Below are 19,809 nucleotides of genomic sequence, written 5' to 3'. Positions count from 1 at the left end.
CATTATACCTTAACGCTGTAATATCATAAGCATGAAAAAAACTATCCTATGTATCATGATGCTCGCTTTTGCGAATTTGGCCAACGGTTCAGGTCATCACCCGGCTCAGGCACATTCCATAATTAAGCCCGTTGCCGATAAGGCAACTGTCAGCGGTGCCGATCAGACAGAGAAATACCTGCCATACCTTAAAGGCAAGCGCGTTGGCATGGTGGTTAACCCGTCATCGCGCATTGGCAATAAGGCCAGTGTGGATAGCCTGAAAGCACTGGGGATTAACATTGTAAAGATATTTGGCCCCGAGCATGGTTTTAGGGGCAATGCCAGCAACGGTGCTGATGTGGGCGATAGTGTAGACCCCAAAACTGGCATCCCGGTATTATCGCTATATGGCAAAACAAGCAAACCGGCTGCAAAAGATCTGGCAGATATTGATTTGATGATCTATGATTTGCAGGATGTAGGAGCCCGGTATTTTACCTACCTGGCTACGCTGCACCGGGTAATGGAAGCCTGCGCCGAAAATAACAAAGAAGTGTTGATATTAGACAGGCCGAACCCTAACGGTTATATGGTTGATGGCCCGGTACTGGATATGAAATTAAAATCGGGCATTGGCTATCACCCAGTGCCTATTGCCCACGGGATGACGGTAGGAGAGTACGCGCAAATGATTAACGGCGAAGGCTGGATGGCCAATGGTGTTAAATGTAAGCTGAAAGTTATTACGGTAGCCCATTATAAGCATAACATGCCTTATATACTGCCAATACCACCATCGCCTAATTTAAATACACAGCAGTCTGTTTTACTGTATCCTTCGTTATGCTTGTTTGAAGGTACCGTGATCAGCCAGGGGAGGGGTACCTATATGCCTTTCACGGTATTGGGTAATCCTGACTTAAAAGGGCAGTACTCGTTTTCTTTTACACCGGTTGGAATTAAGGGAATGAGCGAAACTCCTTTATGGCAAAACCAGGTTTGTTATGGCCTTGATTTGCGAAACTATGATATCCAAAAGTTAATTAAAGGCAAGCGTATTAATTTAAGCTGGCTGATTGAAATGTACAAGGCCTACCCGTATAAGGAACGCTTTTTCGATTTTAAGCAGAGCAGGCAAATGGGCGATTTTAATAAACTGGCCGGAACTACCGATTTAAAGGACCAAATTATTGCCGGTAAAACTGAAGAAGAGATCAGGAGGAGCTGGGAGCCCAAACTGAGCGAGTTTAAGCAGATGCGTAAAAAATATTTATTGTATCCTTGATTTTAGTCCGGAGTCTCGAGTCCAGAGTCTTGAGTGCCTTTAGTTTCAAGTTGAATAGTCTGGCTGGATGTTAGGCTACAACTTGAGCAAATAATAGTGCCGGGGCTAAACTCCATTAGCGTTTTTTAACGTAATTACATGATATGAATAGTACAAGATTGTACATCCTCTTATTTTTATGTGCCTGCTGCATGATCAGGGCCTCGGCGCAACCGTTGGCTGCGCCCAAGCGCGAATTCCGGGCCGTGTGGTTGGCTACGGTACAGAATATTGATTGGCCGTCTAAGCGTGGTTTGCCAGCTGATGTGCAGGAGCGGGAGTTGATCGGTATTTTAAATGAGCACCAAAAAACGGGCATCAACGCCATTATGTTCCAGATCAGGCCGGCGGCGGATGCTTTGTATGCCCAAAGCCGTGAGCCCTGGAGTATTTTCCTCTCGGGGAAGCAGGGTGTAGCACCCCAGCCTTTTTATGATCCCTTGCAATTTGCCATCGAAGAAGCGCACAAGCGCGCGATGGAACTACATGCCTGGATAAACCCTTACCGCGCAGCTAATGATCTGGTTGATTCCGATATCAGCAGCAACCATATTACACGCCTTCATCCCGAATGGTTTTTTACCTATGGCAGCAAAAAGTATTTTAATCCCGGCTTGCCGGAGGTGCGCAAATACATCATCAGCGTGGTAGTGGACGTGGTGCGTAATTATGACATCGACGGCATCCACTTCGACGATTATTTTTATCCTTACCCTGAAAAAGAAAAACTGCCCGATACCACAACATACGTGTTATACGGACAAGGATTTGGTAATATTGACGACTGGAGAAGACACAATGTGGATACCCTGATCCATGTGCTGGCCGACGGTATTCACGCCGTTAAAAGTTACGTAAAATTTGGGATCAGCCCGTTTGGCATTTGGCGAAACCTGAAAGACGACCCGAATGGCTCAGAGTCTACCGGCTTTTCGGGATATAGCTCTTTATATGCAGATGCCCGTAAATGGACCAAATTTAGCGGTATTGATTATATCAACCCCCAACTTTATTTTCCCTTTTATTATAAAGCGGCACCATTTGAAAAACTGCTGGACTGGTGGAGCAAAAACTCCTTTAATAAGCATGTATACATCGGCCAGGGTGTATACCGGGCAATAGAGAAAAAGGAGGGCTGGCGCGATATTCGGCAGCTATCAAACCAGATGCGCGAAATCCGTAAGAATCCGAGGGTACAGGGAAGCGTGTTTTTTAGTTCAAAATCGCTCACTTCTAATTTAGGCGGTTTCCAAGACTCACTGCGCACCGAGTTTTATCAATATCCGGCCCTGCCACCACTCATGATCTGGCTCGGCGAATCATCCCCGCGGCCACCGGATGTTTTCCATGCCACGTATCTGAACAATCAGGCTGATTTAAAGTGGGCGTACAGCCTTAAGCAGCCAAAAGAGGTGTATGGCTATGTGATCTATCGATTTAAAAAAGAAGAAAAAATTAACCTGGACCGCCCGGAGAATATCATTCATGTGAGTTATGATGAATCCTTGCGGTCTTACACCGATACCACGGCTGCCCAAGGCGCCAGTTATAAATATGTAATTACCGCCATCGATAGGCTTAAAAACGAAGGCTTGCCGTCTGAAGCGGTGCAGGTAAGCATCAATTAGGCACATCGTATCAAAAAATAGGATTAGCAATGCTGTAAATCATAACTATATTGTTTTTTTCTCAAAAACTTGCTCGTCATCAGTATCGAAATGGCAAACGTTTTGTTGAGGCGTTGCCATCTTTCCCGTTGTCAGCCCGAGGCGGGGAGCGATCTTCTACGAACGATAAATCTACGTTAGAACCCGCACGTTTGTAGTCCTGATGCAGAAGATTTCTCCTCGTACCTCGTCGAAAGGACAAATTTTCGTTGAGGCGGCATCATCTTTCCCTTGGCATCTCCAAAAGGATGGATCCATACGGGCAGAGCAACAATAGAATTTTTGTTTTAAGCAGCGATATTCGGCTCACACTCGGCGGCTACCTTCTACATCAATATCCCAACATCTGCACAATAGCCCCGCAACTCATCCAAGCCATAATCCCAACCACCATAATTCCTAAAATAGTGAGCAGCAAAGGCTGTTTATAATCAGCAATAATTTTGTGCCGGTAGGCGGCCACCAGCATTACGCCCAGAGCTACCGGTAAAATAAAACCGTTAATGGCCCCAACGGCAAGCAGAATTTTAACCGGCTTGCCTATCAGTTCGAAAATAATGCAGGAGATGATGATAAAAACGATAATGATCTCGCGGTTGAGTTTTAATATCACCGGGTGGAAGCTTTTGATAAACGAAACAGAAGTATAAGCTGAGCCCACCACCGACGAGATGCCAGCCGACCACATCACCAGCCCGAATATTTTGTAACCGATTTGCCCGGCAGCTAATTGAAATACCGAAGCAGCTGGATTAGCCGGATCCAATTTACCACCGGCAGTAATAACGCCTAAGGCTGCTATAAACAACAAGATACGCATTAAAGAGGCCAGTCCGATAGCGCTTAATGCGCCTTTGTTTATCGCAGGTAAATTCTCTTTACCGGTTTGGCGGGCATCCAGCAAACGGTGCGCGCCCGCAAAGGTGATATAGCCGCCAACCGTTCCGCCAACGATGGTTAAAACGGCGGTAAAGCTAAAGCTGGTAGGCACCACCGATCTGACGGCAGCCTCGGCCAGAGGAGGGTTGCTGATGTAGGCGATGTAAAGCGCCAGCGTAATTTTAAGCAGCCCCATGGTTTTAGCAAACAGGTCCATCGCCTTACCTGCTTCTTTATAAATAAAAATGCCAATGGCTACAATAGCGCTCATGATAGCACCCTGGCCTACGCTCACGCCAAGCAGAACATTTAAACCCAACCCTGCACCGGCAATATTACCGATATTAAAGGCCATACCCCCTAAAAATACCAGGAACGAAATAAAATAACCCAAACCGGGGAAAACCTGGTTGGCAATATCCTGTGCCGGTTTATCGGCTACGGCAATAATACGCCAGATGTTGAGCTGGGCAATGGCATCCAGTATTACAGATAATAAAATCACAAAGCCAAAGCTTGCTTTAAGCTGCGCCGTAAATACGGCAGTTTGAGTTAAAAAGCCGGGGCCAATGGCCGATGATGCCATTAAAAAGGCTGCGCCCAATAAAACGCTCCAGTTAAATTTTTTCTTCATAGGGCCGGAGCCTTAATAATAATGTGTTCGTCCTTTAGTTTTTGGGCAATCATTTTTGCAAACTCTACAGCGTGCGCGCCGTCGCCGTGCAGGCATAAAGTATCTGCCTTTAGCGGAATCTCCTTTTTATTCACCGATACCACCTGTTGGTTTTTTACCATCATCAATACCTGGCAATTGACTGCTGTTCATCAGTGATCATGGCGTTGCTTTGCACGCGTGGCGTGAGCGAGCCATCATCCTGGTAGGTGCGGTCGGCAAATACTTCTGATGCTGTAACCAAGCCTATTTTTTGTGCCGCAGTAACCATCTGGCTGTTGGCAAGGGCGTATAAAATTAACGATGGGTCAAAATCGTGTACGGCATTTACTATGGCGCGGGCAAGGCTTTCATCTTTAGCCGCCATGTTATACAAGGCGCCATGCGCTTTTACGTGGTGCAGTTTGCCGCCAGCTGCCTTTACAAAACCATACAAAGCACCAATTTGATACAGGGTCATTTGGTAGGCCTCGTTAGCCGAGATCTTCATTTCTCTTCTGCCAAAACCTTGCAGATCGGGCAGGCCCGGGTGGGCACCAATGGCTACGCCTTTTTTTATAGCCACGTTTACGGTGTGCTGCATCACCTCGGGGTCGCCGGCGTGAAACCCGCAGGCTATGTTGGCCGAGGTGATATAATCCATCAGGGTATCATCATTGGGCATGGGGTAATTGCCAAATGCTTCACCCATATCGCAGTTCAAATCGATACTTTGCATCATGTCATGTTTAATTTATAAACCGAATTTATTTTTAATAGCAGCGGTTAACTGATGTAATTGTTGTTCCTGTTCAATATACAGCGCTTCTGCTTCGCGTGCGCTTATTTCTTTAAAATATATTTGGTCGGCCGTTTTTAGCTGACCACATAGAGGCATATCCACAGCCGCCACCTGGCCTATGCGTGGGTAGCCGCCCGTGGTTTGGCAGTCGGCCATCAGGAGCACCATACTGCCATTGCCGGTAACTTGTATTGTGCCCGGGCTTACGGCGGTCGAAAGTAATTCGTCTTTCTTCAGCCGTTCAAGAGGAGCGCCCTCCAGGTGGTAGCCCATCCTGTTATTGCGGCTGCTTATGATGTATGGCGTGGATAAAAAATCAATGATGGACCGGCTATTGAACCACGTAAACTCGTGCGCAGGCACCACGCGGATATGCTGACGGTTATCTGGAAGCAACAATACCCGTGCTATGCTCCATAACGGATAGTTAACCGATGTGCATTCGAGATGATCGTAAATCAGGCTGCATAGGGGCGTTATTTTTTTGCCGTTATACAGGATATCCCCGCCATTAAGTTTCCTTCCATCTAAACCTCCAAAACCAGCTGCCAGATAAGTGCTTCTGCTGCCCATTACCCCGGGTACATCAAATCCGCCAGCTATGGCTAAATAAGTCCGGCAGCCCGAAGGCTGATTTTTTAATTGAACAACCGTTCCGGCCGGAATGAAAATCGGCCTTTCGGGCGGTAGCACCTTAGCGTTGCAAAATAAAGTGGCGCCATCTCCGGCATAGGCTATCAGTATCGCTGTTTGAGCCTTAAATTCAGCGTCTGCAAAAGTGAATTCTATAACTGCGGCATCGTCGTTATTTCCAACGGCCTTATTGGCTATCCGCGCCGATAAAGTGTCCATCGCCCCCGAAACCGGCACCGCCTGCGAACGATGCTGGCTACGGCCTAAATCCTGTATGGTGCTCAACAGGCCTGGTTTAATGATTTGGATGCGCATGGTTATTTTTTAGTCTGTTATACTCTTCCAGGTCAATCGGTTTAAATACCACCCGGTCGCCTGCGGTTAATAATGATGGCTTGGGCCAGGCTGCATCAAAGAGTTTAAGTGGTGTTCGGCCGATAATTTGCCAACCTCCGGGTGTTTCAAGTGGATATATACCGGTTTGTTCACCTGCAATGCCCACCGAGCCTGCCGGTACCAACGGGCTTGGCGTGAGCTTGCGTGGTGTGGCCAATAACTTGTTTAGGCCACCCAGGTAAGCAAAGCCGGGTACAAAGCCAATCATATAAACTTGGTAAACTGCTTTACTATGCAGTTGGATCACATCGTCTTCTGTTAGGTGATGCAATGCAGCCAACCCCTCCAGATCCGGCCCCATGCTGCCGCCGTAACATACGGGTATGGTAACTATTTCGGCAGGCGCCGCAGATGTTCGTTTTATTTTATCATTTAAGTTATTAAGGTAATTGCTTACTTTTTCAAAACAACTTAATCCCGGAAGTTCCGCTGCGCTGATTACCTGTAAAGGATCAAAGAAAACTGAGAGCGAAGCATAGGCTGGAACTGTTGTTGAAAACCCAGGAAAAGGATGATCTAAAAGAAACTGGTTAAAGTTCCGGATCTTTTGCTGTAAATCATCGTTAATTTCATTGCCAAACTCGATGGTTAAAGCATTTTCACTCAAAAAATAAATGGAAAGGCGGGTGTTTTTCGACCAAAATAGCATGCCGGTTATCGAGTGTTAAGTTACAAACCTAATTAAAATAAAACGTAAGGAAACTTAGCATTTTATTTTAAATAAAACGGTATCAGCTCACGCAAAATGTATGTTTTTTAGTTGTAATGCTGTTAAAGCTGATGTTGGGCAGCCAAAATGTGACCTGTACCCGCTTTTATAAAAATGGTGTACACGATCACTTTTTTTATTGATTGCGGTTATGTAACGGGCTTTAACTGGCCGCTAAATTCGTACTATTATATCAAGCATGTTTAAAAAAATTATCCTTCCACCAAATATATTATTATGGAATCTATCAGGCGTATTTACTGGCCGGCAATCAACCTGATTGGCCCCGGCGCTGTTAAAGAAATCGGTGTCGAAATCAAAAAATTAAATCTGAAAAAGTTATTGTTGGTAACGGATAAAGTGCTCCGCAAGATTGGCGTGGTTGACAGTGTAACCGCTGTTTTAACCGAAGCGAAAATTGATTATGTAATATTTGACGAAGTAGAGCCTAACCCGACCTGTAAAAATGTAAACGACGGCTTAAACGTATTTAAACAAAATAATTGCGATAGCCTGCTATCGGTAGGTGGCGGTTCGCCGCAAGACGCAGCCAAGGCTATCGGGATATTGTATACCAATGGCGGCAATATTGTAAATTATGAAGGTATCGGTAAGTCGACCCATAAATCGGTACCTATCGTGGCCGTGAATACAACAGCCGGAACTGCATCCGAGGTTACCGTGAATTATGTAATTACCGACGAAGTGCGGAAAATTAAAATGGTAATGGTTGACCCTAACTGCTTAGCTGCTGTTGCCGTGAACGACCCTGAACTGATGGTGAAAATGCCTGCCGGTTTAACTGCCGCTACCGGGATGGATGCCTTAACCCATGCCATTGAATCGTATATCTGCAAAGGCTCGTTCCGGTTGGCCGAAACACTATCGTTAGAAGCCATTAAACTGATAGGCGAATCGTTGGAGATTGCCGTTTGCGATGGCGAAAATATGGAAGCACGGTCAAAAATGGCCTGGGGGTCTTACGTTGCCGGGCTATCGTTCTCTAACAGCGGATTGGGCATTGTACATTCGATGGCCCATCAGTTAGGCGCCGAGTATAATTTACCTCATGGTGTGGCCAATTCCATTTTGCTGCCTTATGTTGAGGAGTTCAACTCGGTAGTCTGCGTTGAAAAATTTGCCAAAATTGCCGAAGCCCTTGGTATTGACACCACACGCATGAGCGACGAGGAAGCCCGTCGTGAAAGTATTTTAGCACTTGCCGATATGGCCGAACGGTTAAATATTCCTAAACTGGCCGACACACCGTTCAGGCTACAGGATATTCATAAACTGGCTACACAAGCCATGATTGATGTATGTACCGGTGGAAACCCAAGGGAAGTTACGTTGGATGATATTAAAACCATTTACAGAAATGCTTACCACCAGATGCTGCTTGCCAAAAAAACGCCTGCTGAGTTTTGTGTGGCGAGATAGGATTGCTTATTAGATACTCAATCACAATTAAGTAAATCGAAGGCTGCCTGTAACAGGGCGGCTTTTTAGTTGATTGCGAAGGATCAACTAAATGCTTTCCCGTTGTTGGGTGTCCCCACCGTAGCTGTATACCAAAGGTGTATATTCTTATTTATCAGGAATTTTCCCCTTAGTCGGTGTCCCCACCGACAATTTATGCACTCGTGCTTAGCAGGAATTAAAATCTACAATGATTCCTTTTTTAGTATCTCAATATCAGCGCGTCTGTTCTTACTCCGATAATCAGTATTCTTTAATTTAGAGCATCGGCCCGCTCAGTCGCCGCGGGAAGGGCTTTGTTCGTTATTCACTGTTGTTTGTTTTGGGTGTGAATGATTGCTATCGCAATTTTGTCTTGACACAAAAAGAACCAAATACCGACCGTAGGGAGCTCATGAACACCTTGAAAAACAAACAATAGGTGAATAACGTCAAGACTGCCCGATCCTTCCACCCTCAGGCCAGCTCCTGGCCCGGCGTGCAGTCAGGCCCTTGCGCACTTTTCTTATCTGCACAAAATAGCCTACAGGTTCCAAACTTCATCTCTGTTTTTTCCGGCCGACCGGGTCTATTACTTATAATGACCGCGACCGGTGGTCAAATTATCAGATCAATATGTGCGGCGCCAGTTGGGTTACCAACCTGGTTAGGCATAGGGCTGTGGCTATCGGTATAGCCCATGGAATTGATGAATTAATAGGCGGTAAAATTGAATTGCCTGAACAGGATAAAATGACGGGTAAATTTTAAAAGCTGGTTTTAAAAAAGCTTTTTGCCGGTGCGGGCGTATCGCGCGTTCCCATGAAGCAAACTTATGATGATAGCGCTGTGCTAATTAATAGGGGTAGCCGCCCGCTGGTGCGCGCGTGCCGCGCGTTCCCCGGCTGATAAATCGGTCTTTGAATTACAGACAAGCAATTCGCGTTAGGGATAGTAGCGGCTAACGGCCTGTGGCTAAAGCCTGTGCAGTATGAGCGGATAGCCCGGCCGGAGGCAACGCCCTGGTACCGCCATATTGATCTTTACAACTATGTGTATGAGTAATAATCGCTGATCTTTGCCAATTATAATGTTAATAAACATGACTATTCGCTATTTCAGGCAGATTATTAAATTTGCCACGAAGCAATAATCTCAAACTACCTGAGGAAGCAAAAATGGAAGTACTGGTATATAATGATTTAGGTGCAGATAAACTTAAGGATAAGCTAAAAAAGGTGATCGGTTTTTTGCAAGCTGATGATTTTCGTTCGGCTGACGTGAAAAAGATGATCGGCACCGGCTACTATCGGGCAAAGTTAGATGATACAAACCGGTTGCTATTCAGTATAGGTACATTTGCCGACAAAAGATACATATTTATCCTGGAAGTGATCCTCAATCACGCTTACGAGAAATCCAGATTTTTACGAGGAGCTGTTATCGACGAAAGCAAGTTATTGCCTGTTAACAGCGAAAAACAGATAACACCTGGAGATACTGCCCCAATCACTTACATTAACCCGAATAAAAAATCTTTCCATTTACTGGATAAGATCCTGTCGTTTGATGAAACGCAGGACGAAATATTACATCTGCCTGCACCTGGTATTATTATCGGCTCGGCGGGCAGCGGTAAAACGGCTTTAACTTTAGAGAAAGCTAAGATACTAACCGGGCGGGTACTTTATATTACGCTTTCTGGTTACCTGGTAGAAAACGCCAGCCTGCTTTACTATTCTTTTGATTACGAGAACAGCAAGCAAGAAGTGGAGTTCCTATCTTTCTTTGAATATCTCTCCACCATTGATGTACCCAAAGGCAAAGAAATTGATTTTCGCGGTTTTGAGCAATGGATCTCCAAATACCGGCAAAGCCATAAAATTAAAGATGCCTACAAGGTTTTTGAAGAATTTAAAGGGGTGATTACAGGTTCGGTAGTAGATAAACCTTATTTATCGTTGAAGGATTATCTGTCTCTGGGTATTAAACAATCTATCTTTCCCGAAGCGGAGCGCGGGCAGATCTATGATCTGTTTACCAAATACCTGGAATGGTTAAAGGCCGGTGTATATTTCGACAGTAATATTGTATCGTATAATTTATTGGAGCGCATAGAGCCCCGGTATGATTATGTGGTTGTTGACGAGGTGCAGGATATTACCAATGTACAACTGATGCTGATTTTAAAATCGTTGCATAACCCTGCCAACTTTGTTTTGTGCGGCGATTCAAACCAAATAGTACACCCCAATTTTTTCTCGTGGGCGCAAATTAAAACCCTGTTTTACAAACAGGACCTCAAAGCCAATATCATCAGGGTGTTGGCCACCAACTATCGTAACACACCCGAAGTAACTAAAATAGCCAACCAACTGCTGTTGATTAAAAACGCGCGTTTCGGCTCTATTGATAAAGAGAGCACTTACCTGGTGAAACCTAACTCGAAGCACACAGGGGGGGTAGAGTTTTTAGAAAATAATGCCCCTATCAAAGCCGACCTTAACCAAAAAACAAAACAATCTACAAAATTTGCGGTACTGGTTCTGCGTAATGAAGATAAGGCGGCTGCAAAAGCCTTTTTCCAGACCCCGTTGCTGTTTTCGATCCAGGAAGCCAAGGGATTGGAGTACGAAAATATTATTTTATACAATGCCATATCCGGTTATGATAAAGAGTTCAGGGAATTAACCAACGGCGTAACGCCCGCCGATTTGGACGAAGACAGCCTGAAGTTTTCGCGCGCGAAGGATAAAGCGGATAAATCGCTCGATGAGTATAAGTTTTATGTAAATTCGCTTTACGTGGGCATTACCAGGGCGATAAAAAACCTGTATGTTATTGAAACCAATAAAAAGCACGAGTTACTCTTTTTATTGGGGCTTACCAACTTTAAGCAGCAGTCGTCTGTCAAAAACCAGGCGTCCAGCAAAGAGGAGTGGCAAAAAGAAGCTCACCGCTTAGAGATGCAGGGCAAGCAGGAGCAGGCCGATGCCATCAGGACGCAAATTTTAAAAGTGCAGCCCGTACCTTGGGAAGTTACCACCCGCGGCGCACTTAAAGAATTATTTAAACAGGCGCTTAATCCCGAATTATTTAATAAAAAGGCTAAAGACCGGCTTTTTGAATACGCCCTTTATTATAACGAACGCGGCTATTTTACCCAACTGGCACAGTTAAAGTACCGCCCGGCCGAACGCTGGGAACAGGAAGGCAAGATTATCCTAAAAAGGATGCTGGCTGAATATTACCAGGACAATGTAAAGGCTTTGGAACCCAAATTACAAAAGTACGGCATCGATTTTCCTAATGAGCTTAACCTGACACCCTTTATGATCGCGATAGCTCACGGCGCTGAAAAAATAGCCGGTTACCTGGTACAAAACGGCGCTAAGATAAATGTAACCGATAATTTTGGCCGAAACGCCTTGCAACAGGCTATTTTAAAGGCTCATATAGATGCTTCTTTTAAAGGAAAGGTAATTAATCGTTTTTATGATACACTGAAAGGCGAAAGCACCAAAGTGAAGATAGACAACCGTTTGATTAAGATTGACAGCCATCAGGCGGAATTTTTGATGCTCAACTATATGATTGCCGTATTGCGCACGCATTTAATTAATCAACTTGATACAGCCGGGCTTTTCTTTCGTCTCAAGAATCATAAGCCAGCGTTCCAGACCCTCGATTTTGCCAACTTTTTTGATGGGTTGGCCCATAACATTGTGCCAGAGTATCGCCGCCAGCGGCCTTACCTTTCGAGCATCCTCGCTAAAAACGAGGTTAACCGCGATGATAAATATAACAAGAAGCTATTTGTTCGCCTCGAGACGGGCTTGTACCTGCCTAACCCATTAATGGAGATTTTGATTGACGACGAATGGGTAAACATTTATGATATGATTGATATCGATGAGATTGAAAAGAGGCAAGCAGTATACGGCCCTAAGATTATCTCGCGGATAAAAAATTACCGCGAACAACTCACCAAAAACCCGGACGCTAAAATTGATCCGGATAAATACTGGTTAGATAATTAATTTATATTTTGCGCTGTAAAAAACATCTGTCATGTCTGATTTTAAAAAACAATTACTCGGCGTTTTAAACGAAATTAAGGGAAGCGGTTCTTTTGTTACTACCGGGAGCAAGTCGTTTGTTTTCCCGGGTTTGGAAGTCCGGGGAGTTGGCGAGATCGGTTTTCCGGTTAATGCAGTTCAGGTAACTGAAATGATAAAAGGTGCTCATCAAGCTCCTTTTGGTAAGGGCAGCGAAACAATACTTGATACCAATGTTAGGAGTGCCTGGGAAATTGACGCCGATCAAATCGTATTTAGTAACAGCGATTGGAGTAAATTTATTGAAACCCTGGTTGAACAGGTTAAACCCGATTTGGGCATCAGCGAGCATTCTGTATCAGCACATTTATATAAACTGCTGATCTATGAACAAGGCGACTTTTTTCTGGCTCATAAGGACTCCGAAAAGGAGAAAGGGATGTTTGGCACACTCATCGTAGGCTTGCCTTCCAGGCATACCGGCGGCGAGTTGAGCGTACGCTTTGATGGCAAAACAGAAACGATAGATTTTTCGGTACCTGCAAGTAACTACAAAATACCTTTTGCCGCCTTTTATGCGGATTGTGAGCATGAGATATTGCCCCTTACCTCTGGTTACCGCGTTTGTTTGGTTTATAACCTGGTGCAAAATAAAGGCACCGAAAAAATTGGGATCCATCAGTTAGGAGGCTACGTAGATCGGTTGGCCGATATACTTAAAACCCACGAGGACGACCAAGGACTGCCTAAAATGGTATTGCTGGGTCACCAATACACCCCATCAAATTTTACCATAGCGGCCTTGAAGCTGAACGACAGGCCTAAAGCTGAATCATTGCTGCTGGCAGCAGAAAAAGCCGGTTATTATGCCAAAATGGGCTTAATAACATCATTTTTGGCTGGTCAGCTGGAAGTAGATTATGCCCGGTCAAATAGGCACGGCAAGCAGCGACAATATAACCCCTATGATGATGAGTACGATGATGATTTAAGTGCCGAAGATGGTGTAATGGGCGAGGTTTATGATGATCGTATAGATATTGAGCATTGGATGCCCGGAGGCGTACCGCCGCTGCAAAATATTGCCTTTGATGAAGAACTCCTGATTACCGACATTGAATTAAACGAAGGGGAACCCATTCAGAAAGAAGCCGAAGGTTATACCGGAAACGCCGGTATGGAAATGTATTATTGGTATCATTACGGAGCCGTTTTTTTGTGGCCGAAAAAATACCATTACCAGATGCTGACCGAACAAGGCACTGAAAATAAGCTGGAGTGGATAGCCTGGTATAACGAGCGCTGGGATGCCGTAAGCGGAGCAGAAAGAAAATTAATTGAAAGACTGATAACCGAAGATGTTAGCAGGGCTAATTTAGGGAAAGAGGTGAATTGTACCCCGTTGGCCGATTGGCTGATCAACCTGAACGATGAACAATACGTGTTTGAAAAGGGAACGGTTATACTCACAAATAACTTTAGCCAAATTGCGGTTGAAGCCTGGCTTAAGTTATTTGAATTGTATACAGCCAGTTGTTTTGAGCCTGTTTTTGCCGAGGCCGGAGCGATGGGGCAATCGGCCATAGTAAGGCATTGGCTGGCCATATTAAATTCCTTGCCTGAAACAGGCCGGTATGAGGCTTTTGTAATGGGGCAAGCCGAACGGATACCCGGCAATATAAAGGCCTTGAACTTACCAAACAAAGATGGGCAAACCGTAATCAAAGATATTTTACGCAACGTACTTACCTTAAGTAAACTAAAGGATGGGGATAACACCTGGCTCAAGAACACAATAGAAGCTTTTACGCGTGTGCTTACCCGGAATTATGTGAACAAGATATTGGTAGAAGTACTCCTGGAATGGGGGGCGGGTTTGCCCTTAGCTAAGCAGATGATGGCTGTTTGCAAAGAACATCTGGTGTACCGGGTTGACCATAAGCCACAGCCTCCGGCAGACTGGTCAAGGGCTGTGCCTTCCGTGTCTAATTATAAGAAACAATGGGCGCTGTTGGCCGATTTTTTACAATCGCCAACGCAGCAGATTTTTGATTATCAAAGGGTACAGGCCGAACGGGACTTAATGGAAGATGCCATCCGGGCAGTAACCATCGATCTGGATATGGAGACAATTAAAAAAGGATCGCCCCATACGCTCAGGATCACTAAAAACCAGAATGCTTATGAGGCGGTACTTGCCGATTGGAAAGCGGATGTAGCATTGTTAAAACAAGTGAGTGATTTTCAGTTCCTTTGAGTGCTTAAAGTTCCGGCACACGGGTTCAACGCGTGTGCCGTTTTGCTTTCATACCGGTTCAATAAACAAATGCTTAAAATGTGGATGACTTTTTTGGACCGCATGTCTGATGTTTTGAATAATTGGTACCATTTGCTGGCTGGATATATCCCGCTCAAAATTAATGGTTAAAATTAAAATCACTTCCTCGGGCGATAGGTACATGGATTGCTGGGTAACCACACGCACAACCGCCGGATCACTCGTTATTAAACTGACAATCCCGTTGATATCCTCTTTTGGCGCACTTTCGCCCATCAAAAGGCTGTGGCTCTCGCGTACCAGCACTACGGCCACCATCGTAAGTAATATACCGATCAGGATGGAAGCTACGCCATCGATATAGGGATTATCAAGCATCCGGCTCAGCAGTATGCCGGTAAAGGCTATCAGGATGCCTATTACGTCTGCCGCGTCTTCAAAAAGCACCACAAATGTTGATGGATCCTTACTTTGCTTTACTGCTTGCCAAAATGGGGTGGCGCCACGTTGGCGGTTAAATTCGCGCATGGCTGTAATTAACGAGAATCCGTCAAAAATAAACGCGATGCCCAGTACGATGTAATTCCAGATGGGTTTTTTCATCGGCTCGGGCTGTATCAGGTGGTGGATGCCTTCGTAGATAGAAACGCCACCACCCAAAGCAAAAAAAAGCAACGATACCACAAAAGCCCAAAAGTATAGCTCTTTTCCATAGCCAAAGGGCCGGTTTTCGTCGGCCGGCTTTTTGCTTTTATGCAGGCCAAGCAGCAGCAAAACCTCGTTACTGGTATCAACGAGCGAATGAATGCCTTCCGATGCCATGGCCGAACTCCCCGTTATTAAGGCCGCTGTCATCTTGGTGATTGCTATTAACAAGTTTGCCGCAAAGGCAGTATAAATGGGCGTTTTTGATGCAGGCATGTATGGCGTTTGTTTTGCCTTAACAAGGTTTATAGTAAGCCTGTTTTAATTAAATTATAAATCAGTCTCTATAATATGGATGCTACATGGCTAACGCAGCCGATAAATCAACAGGAGAATTTATTCAGCAAAAAAAGAGCCTTCGGACTTGGCATTTTAGCGTGTATGTAAAAATGTGACGATAGAGTCTCACGCGAGGTAACCTAATATTATCCTAACTTAATTCTGGTTGAGGGTACTATTGTGGCTTGGAGTTTGCTTTCAACATTACCCGTCCTTTTTTGGTAAGGGTGCAAGCCGGAGACCGTTCGTTCTCTTCCCCTTTTGCTATCTCAATAAGGTTGTACGCCTTTAAGCTTTGCAAATCATCTTTTGTCATATTGATTGCCATGCCTTTATCTGCAATTATTTGGAGTGCCGCAACCACCTCGTCGTGTTTCATGAATTTATTTTAATATAATGGTGTCCGTAAAAGTGTGTAATGTATCAATAATTTATTTGAAAGCGCTAAAAAGCCTTAAAAAGAAGGAGGCATGATAGCGGGACGGAATAAGAGAGCATATTGCAGGCTGATACAGTTCAGCACAGCAAATTACAGCAAGTCGCCAACATCAAAGCCATAAACCTCTTTAAATAACTTGCTAAAGTAAGTGGGCGTTTCAAAGCCAACGGCATAGGCTATCTCGGCTATAGTGCGATATTTGCCACTTGCAATGGCTTCTCGGGCCATTTGTAAGCGTATAATCCGTATATATTGATTGGGGGTAATTCCAATAGCGTTTTTAATGCGTCGGTATAGTTGCCGTTCGCTTATGGCCATTTCGGTGCATAACAGGCTAATGCCGAAGTTGATTTTGCCGGTATATTTTCTTATGATGCGTTCAAGCTCAGAAAACCAGGCCACATCAGCTTGTGAGTTTTTGGGTATGGTTTGGCTGTTGCCAGCAACAAAAATATCATCAAAGTTTAGTATCCCGGCATGTTGTTTAAGTGCGTTTTGTTGTGCGGAGTTACCTAATAAAAATGATGCCCTGTTAAACTCTTCGGCTTTTTTTTTGGAGGTGATATTTTTGGCAATGGCGAACACCACCTTTTCGCGTTTGATTGGCATTGATGTCCACGAGAGCCAAACAATATCGCCGCTTTTGGTTACATACCTGTTTTCGAAATTTAAAAGTGGGGCATCCTGTTTCAAGCGTTCGCGTTTACGCGCCGTAATGTCGCGATCTTCAGCATATACAAACGAATTTATGGGTTTAGCAAACAATTCTTTATTGGTATAACCTAATGTTTTTGAAACAGCGGGGTTTATTTTTTTAAAATAGCCATCATAACCGGCTATGCATAATAAATCGGGCGAAAGCTCGAAAAAATATTCTAAATCAAATTTCTTGTTTAAACTGGAGTTCATTTCTTTCCATTATAAAATTTTAGGGGGTATTTTATAACGAAGGCAATTTAACTTAAATCGAACATTTATCTTAAAAGTGTTACACGGAGCTCCGTGATGTAATTAAATTGTTACGGAGGGTGTTGGCGTACACAGTAGCTGTCGACTGGGTTGCTTCGGCAGTATTGTTGCTGAAAATGGCAGTATTGTTAACTTTAGATAGTGCAGTTTTGTTTCAATGAAAGCTTAAAGCTACCAGCACCTCCGGAAACTTGCATGCCCTATAGTTTGCATTTTTCAATCTATGAAAAATTTGAAATGACTGCCTCGAAAACTTCGGGTGAGGAGCCTGGCAAAAAGCCAGTGGTTCAAACCAAATGTATTTTTTGCAAATCGCCCGATGTTGGACGAATATCCCGGGGTAAGTTGGTCAAAATGCTTTTACCTTTTCTGCCGCTAAGACGCTTTATCTGTTTTAAATGTTTAAAAAAGCATTACAGAATCAGTTCTGCGCCAGAAGAGTAAGTTTATTATTGTCCCCACTTGTTTAAATTAATGAAGATACTCGCTCTTGTCCGAATGTTCGCTTTCTTTCCTTTTTTTGGTATTATTATACCAGATTGTGCCCTTATCTGGGAGAATCCTCTTTATCATATTCCGCTTTGGCACATACTTACTTGTGTTTGTTTGTTATTGTTTGTGATCGGTTCATTTGGGGCACAGGCGCGTCAGCCTAAAGCCCCTTTTGATGGCTTTTGATGTAGTAATATTAGAGCAAATTAGTTAATAGTTGAGTTGACGACGCGTTGTCATCCCTGACAACTGACCAGGGATACAATGATAACAAGAACTTTAACGGTTTGTGAAATGAGTTTCGAGATGTTGTGCTAAAAGTAGGTTGGCCATTAAGTAATAACGGCCAACCTACTTAATCAGTTAATGCCCAAACGGAGGCAAGCCCATTAACTGGTAATACACCGGCAAATCTTTACGTGGTACCGAAGGCAAATGGAAATTTGTACAGTAAAAAGTAGCTAAATGCAGCTCGGGCCTGCCGTTACGGGTTACTATAATATCGGGTACCCGTTTTACCTTGTCAAAAAACGGAATAACATCCTGGTAGATACTGGTCGTATCATTTTGGGTAATCAATACGGCATCATCTCCTTTCAGGGTTCCCGGGTCAACCAAAAACGCCAGGTTACGTGGGTCATAGCTAAAACATACAATGGGTTTTTCTCCTTTCAGGGCCCAGTCAACCTTGCCGGTTAACCACCAGCGGGTGCAGCCTGCAAACACTTTGTCGTTTTTTAACCAACCTTCTTTTTCAAAGCGGGTTTTAATATCAAGGTAATCGTTTCCTTCAATAGTAGGGTCGTCAATACCTAAATGGGTACGGTTAACAATATATTTAGGTCCATACCATTGCCAAAAGCCGGTTACCATGTGCAGGCTTAAAAAAGTAATAGTAATAATGGTGAACGAGGCCGAAAATCTTAACCAGCGTCTGGTTGACCTTGCTTTTTCAGGATTATTTAAGTTTTGATCAATGGCGTATCCCAATGGCATAAAAAGCATCAGGTAGCCCGGCGCCTGCCAGTGAAAATGATATTGAAGATCGGCCCAAAGAGTGATCACTGTAAAAAATACAATGGGCAATACCGATGTCCATAAGATAAAACTGTAAGCTTCGGAGTTATTACGTTCTTTAAACGCCTTATATAATTGGCGCATTACCGGAATCCAGATCCAGGGTAGGATCCAGCAGGCCTGGCCGATAAAACTGCGCAGAAACCAATCGGGGTGTAATACAAATTTACCGTCAGAACCGGCTCTTGATCCCTGGAAGGCGAACGATACCCAGGCATTATGGTAATTCCACCATAGAATAGGGGAGGCAAATAAGATGGTGATGAGTACGGCCAGATACGGACCGGGGTGCCTGAGCCAGTGGCGCTGGTTTTTGTTAGCACTTACAAAAATAAGTATTCCTACGAATAAAAATAGCACATGATATTTACTCAGGGTTGCTAAACCCATACAAATGCCTATGATGATCCATTGTAAATAAACATTGCCCCGGCTGCGTTGGGGGGCGTCTTTAACAGGGAGCATCAGCTGTACCATAAAATAAGTAGCGGCCAGCCAAAAAAACATAAGCGGAGCATCGGGTTGGAACCACGTGGCTACCGGTATGGTGAATACAGCGCTCAGGTTCATCATTAAAACCGCCCAAAAGCCTGCTTTGGCGTTGAACAACCTTTTGGTAATTAAAAACAACAGCCAGCTCGTACCTGCAAACAGTAAAACCGCAGGCAACCTTAAGCCTATATTAGTTAGGCCAAATATTTTAGTGGTAAGCCAGCTTAGCCAGAAAAACAATGGAGGCTGATCAAAATAGCTTAAACTGAGATTTAATACCCCTCTGAAATAGTATGATTCGCCAATGCCTAATCCCGTGTAGGCGGCAATGAGCAAACGCGCAATAAATGTTGCGGCAATTAAATAAAACGTGTAGCGTGCAGCATTTAATTCGGTAAGTTTTTTTGTATGGGATGTATTATTTGAGGTGTTTTGGGCTGGGTCAATGTTTTTATTCATGTGCGCAAGATCGCTATAACTGTTTCTGTAGCAAATTGACTAAAATGGTTTAAAAGTAA

General features: G+C 44.2%; 13 protein-coding genes and 1 pseudogene. 6 read left to right on the top strand and 8 right to left on the bottom strand.

Annotation, left to right across the window (positions count from 1 at the left end; genetic code table 11):
• The first annotated feature begins 31 nt into the window (after positions 1-31).
• Positions 32-1,267, top strand: a complete 1,236-nt coding sequence (locus MUCPA_RS01540; RefSeq protein WP_008504055.1) for an exo-beta-N-acetylmuramidase NamZ family protein — start codon at positions 32-34, stop codon at positions 1,265-1,267.
• 143 nt (positions 1,268-1,410) lie between these two features.
• Positions 1,411-2,934: a glycoside hydrolase family 10 protein gene (locus tag MUCPA_RS01535; RefSeq protein WP_008504054.1), complete on the top strand. Its 1,524-nt coding sequence runs from the start codon at positions 1,411-1,413 to the stop codon at positions 2,932-2,934.
• A gap of 370 nt (positions 2,935-3,304) precedes the next feature.
• Here MUCPA_RS01535 and MUCPA_RS01530 read toward each other — a convergent pair whose 3' ends face one another.
• The 4 genes and pseudogenes from MUCPA_RS01530 to pxpB all read right to left on the bottom strand — a co-directional run bounded on the left by MUCPA_RS01530 (position 3,305) and on the right by pxpB (position 6,984).
• Positions 3,305-4,486 (bottom strand): NRAMP family divalent metal transporter, encoded by a 1,182-nt coding sequence (locus MUCPA_RS01530; RefSeq protein WP_008504053.1) that lies wholly within the window; start codon positions 4,484-4,486, stop codon positions 3,305-3,307.
• Positions 4,483-5,189: pseudogene (locus MUCPA_RS01525) on the bottom strand (5-oxoprolinase subunit PxpA). The gene MUCPA_RS01530 and the pseudogene MUCPA_RS01525 overlap by 4 nt, the downstream one beginning before the upstream one ends.
• Positions 5,190-5,258: 69 nt before the next feature.
• Entirely contained in the window at positions 5,259-6,254 is a 996-nt protein-coding gene (locus tag MUCPA_RS01520) for a 5-oxoprolinase subunit C family protein (RefSeq protein WP_008504051.1), read from the bottom strand.
• Complete coding sequence (gene pxpB, locus MUCPA_RS01515; RefSeq protein ID WP_008504050.1) at positions 6,235-6,984, bottom strand: 5-oxoprolinase subunit PxpB; 750 nt, start codon at positions 6,982-6,984, stop codon at positions 6,235-6,237. The genes MUCPA_RS01520 and pxpB overlap by 20 nt, the downstream gene beginning before the upstream one ends.
• 297 nt (positions 6,985-7,281) lie before the next feature.
• Between pxpB and MUCPA_RS01510 the strand changes: the two genes are divergently transcribed.
• The 4 genes from MUCPA_RS01510 (at position 7,282) to MUCPA_RS01500 (ending at position 14,817) form a co-directional block, all read left to right on the top strand.
• Positions 7,282-8,484, top strand: a complete 1,203-nt coding sequence (locus tag MUCPA_RS01510) for an iron-containing alcohol dehydrogenase (RefSeq protein ID WP_008504049.1) — start codon at positions 7,282-7,284, stop codon at positions 8,482-8,484.
• Positions 8,485-9,138: 654 nt separating this feature from the next.
• The gene (locus MUCPA_RS39145) at positions 9,139-9,273 is read left to right on the top strand and encodes a hypothetical protein (protein ID WP_008504048.1); all 135 of its coding nucleotides are present in this window, start codon (positions 9,139-9,141) and stop codon (positions 9,271-9,273) included.
• Between the two features lie 407 nt (positions 9,274-9,680).
• A complete protein-coding gene (locus tag MUCPA_RS01505; protein WP_008504047.1) occupies positions 9,681-12,542 on the top strand; it encodes a UvrD-helicase domain-containing protein in 2,862 nt (953 codons plus the stop codon).
• Between the two features lie 31 nt (positions 12,543-12,573).
• Positions 12,574-14,817, top strand: coding sequence for a 2OG-Fe(II) oxygenase (locus MUCPA_RS01500; protein ID WP_008504046.1), 2,244 nt, complete (start codon positions 12,574-12,576; stop codon positions 14,815-14,817).
• A 48-nt stretch (positions 14,818-14,865) separates the two neighbouring features.
• Here MUCPA_RS01500 and MUCPA_RS01495 read toward each other — a convergent pair whose 3' ends face one another.
• The 4 genes from MUCPA_RS01495 to MUCPA_RS01470 form a co-directional block, all read right to left on the bottom strand.
• Complete coding sequence (locus tag MUCPA_RS01495) at positions 14,866-15,759, bottom strand: cation diffusion facilitator family transporter (protein ID WP_008504045.1); 894 nt, start codon at positions 15,757-15,759, stop codon at positions 14,866-14,868.
• Positions 15,760-15,997: 238 nt separating this feature from the next.
• Complete coding sequence (locus MUCPA_RS01490) at positions 15,998-16,201, bottom strand: hypothetical protein (protein ID WP_008504043.1); 204 nt, start codon at positions 16,199-16,201, stop codon at positions 15,998-16,000.
• Positions 16,202-16,351: 150 nt separating this feature from the next.
• The gene (locus MUCPA_RS01485) at positions 16,352-17,170 is read right to left on the bottom strand and encodes a helix-turn-helix domain-containing protein (RefSeq protein WP_008504042.1); all 819 of its coding nucleotides are present in this window, start codon (positions 17,168-17,170) and stop codon (positions 16,352-16,354) included.
• 915 nt (positions 17,171-18,085) lie between these two features.
• Complete coding sequence (locus MUCPA_RS01470; protein ID WP_008504041.1) at positions 18,086-19,750, bottom strand: ArnT family glycosyltransferase; 1,665 nt, start codon at positions 19,748-19,750, stop codon at positions 18,086-18,088.
• Positions 19,751-19,809 lie beyond the last annotated feature (59 nt).

The sequence above is a fragment of the Mucilaginibacter paludis DSM 18603 genome (genome assembly GCF_000166195.2).
Lineage (GTDB): Bacteria > Bacteroidota > Bacteroidia > Sphingobacteriales > Sphingobacteriaceae > Mucilaginibacter > Mucilaginibacter paludis.
This window is presented reverse-complemented; position numbering and strand designations above follow the sequence as displayed.

Bases quoted from the DNA above. Each gene is read 5' to 3' on its own strand.
- MUCPA_RS01530 (WP_008504053.1), bottom strand. From the start codon at position 4,486: ATGAAGAAAAAATTTAACTGGAGCGTTTTATTGGGCGCAGCCTTTTTA.
- MUCPA_RS01470 (WP_008504041.1), bottom strand. From the start codon at position 19,750: ATGAATAAAAACATTGACCCAGCCCAAAACACCTCAAATAATACATCC.
- MUCPA_RS01540 (WP_008504055.1), top strand. From the start codon at position 32: ATGAAAAAAACTATCCTATGTATCATGATGCTCGCTTTTGCGAATTTG.
- MUCPA_RS01490 (WP_008504043.1), bottom strand. From the start codon at position 16,201: ATGAAACACGACGAGGTGGTTGCGGCACTCCAAATAATTGCAGATAAA.
- MUCPA_RS01485 (WP_008504042.1), bottom strand. From the start codon at position 17,170: ATGAACTCCAGTTTAAACAAGAAATTTGATTTAGAATATTTTTTCGAG.
- pxpB (WP_008504050.1), bottom strand. From the start codon at position 6,984: ATGCTATTTTGGTCGAAAAACACCCGCCTTTCCATTTATTTTTTGAGT.
- MUCPA_RS01505 (WP_008504047.1), top strand. From the start codon at position 9,681: ATGGAAGTACTGGTATATAATGATTTAGGTGCAGATAAACTTAAGGAT.
- MUCPA_RS01500 (WP_008504046.1), top strand. From the start codon at position 12,574: ATGTCTGATTTTAAAAAACAATTACTCGGCGTTTTAAACGAAATTAAG.
- MUCPA_RS01510 (WP_008504049.1), top strand. From the start codon at position 7,282: ATGGAATCTATCAGGCGTATTTACTGGCCGGCAATCAACCTGATTGGC.
- MUCPA_RS01495 (WP_008504045.1), bottom strand. From the start codon at position 15,759: ATGCCTGCATCAAAAACGCCCATTTATACTGCCTTTGCGGCAAACTTG.
- MUCPA_RS01535 (WP_008504054.1), top strand. From the start codon at position 1,411: ATGAATAGTACAAGATTGTACATCCTCTTATTTTTATGTGCCTGCTGC.
- MUCPA_RS01520 (WP_008504051.1), bottom strand. From the start codon at position 6,254: ATGCGCATCCAAATCATTAAACCAGGCCTGTTGAGCACCATACAGGAT.
- MUCPA_RS39145 (WP_008504048.1), top strand. From the start codon at position 9,139: ATGTGCGGCGCCAGTTGGGTTACCAACCTGGTTAGGCATAGGGCTGTG.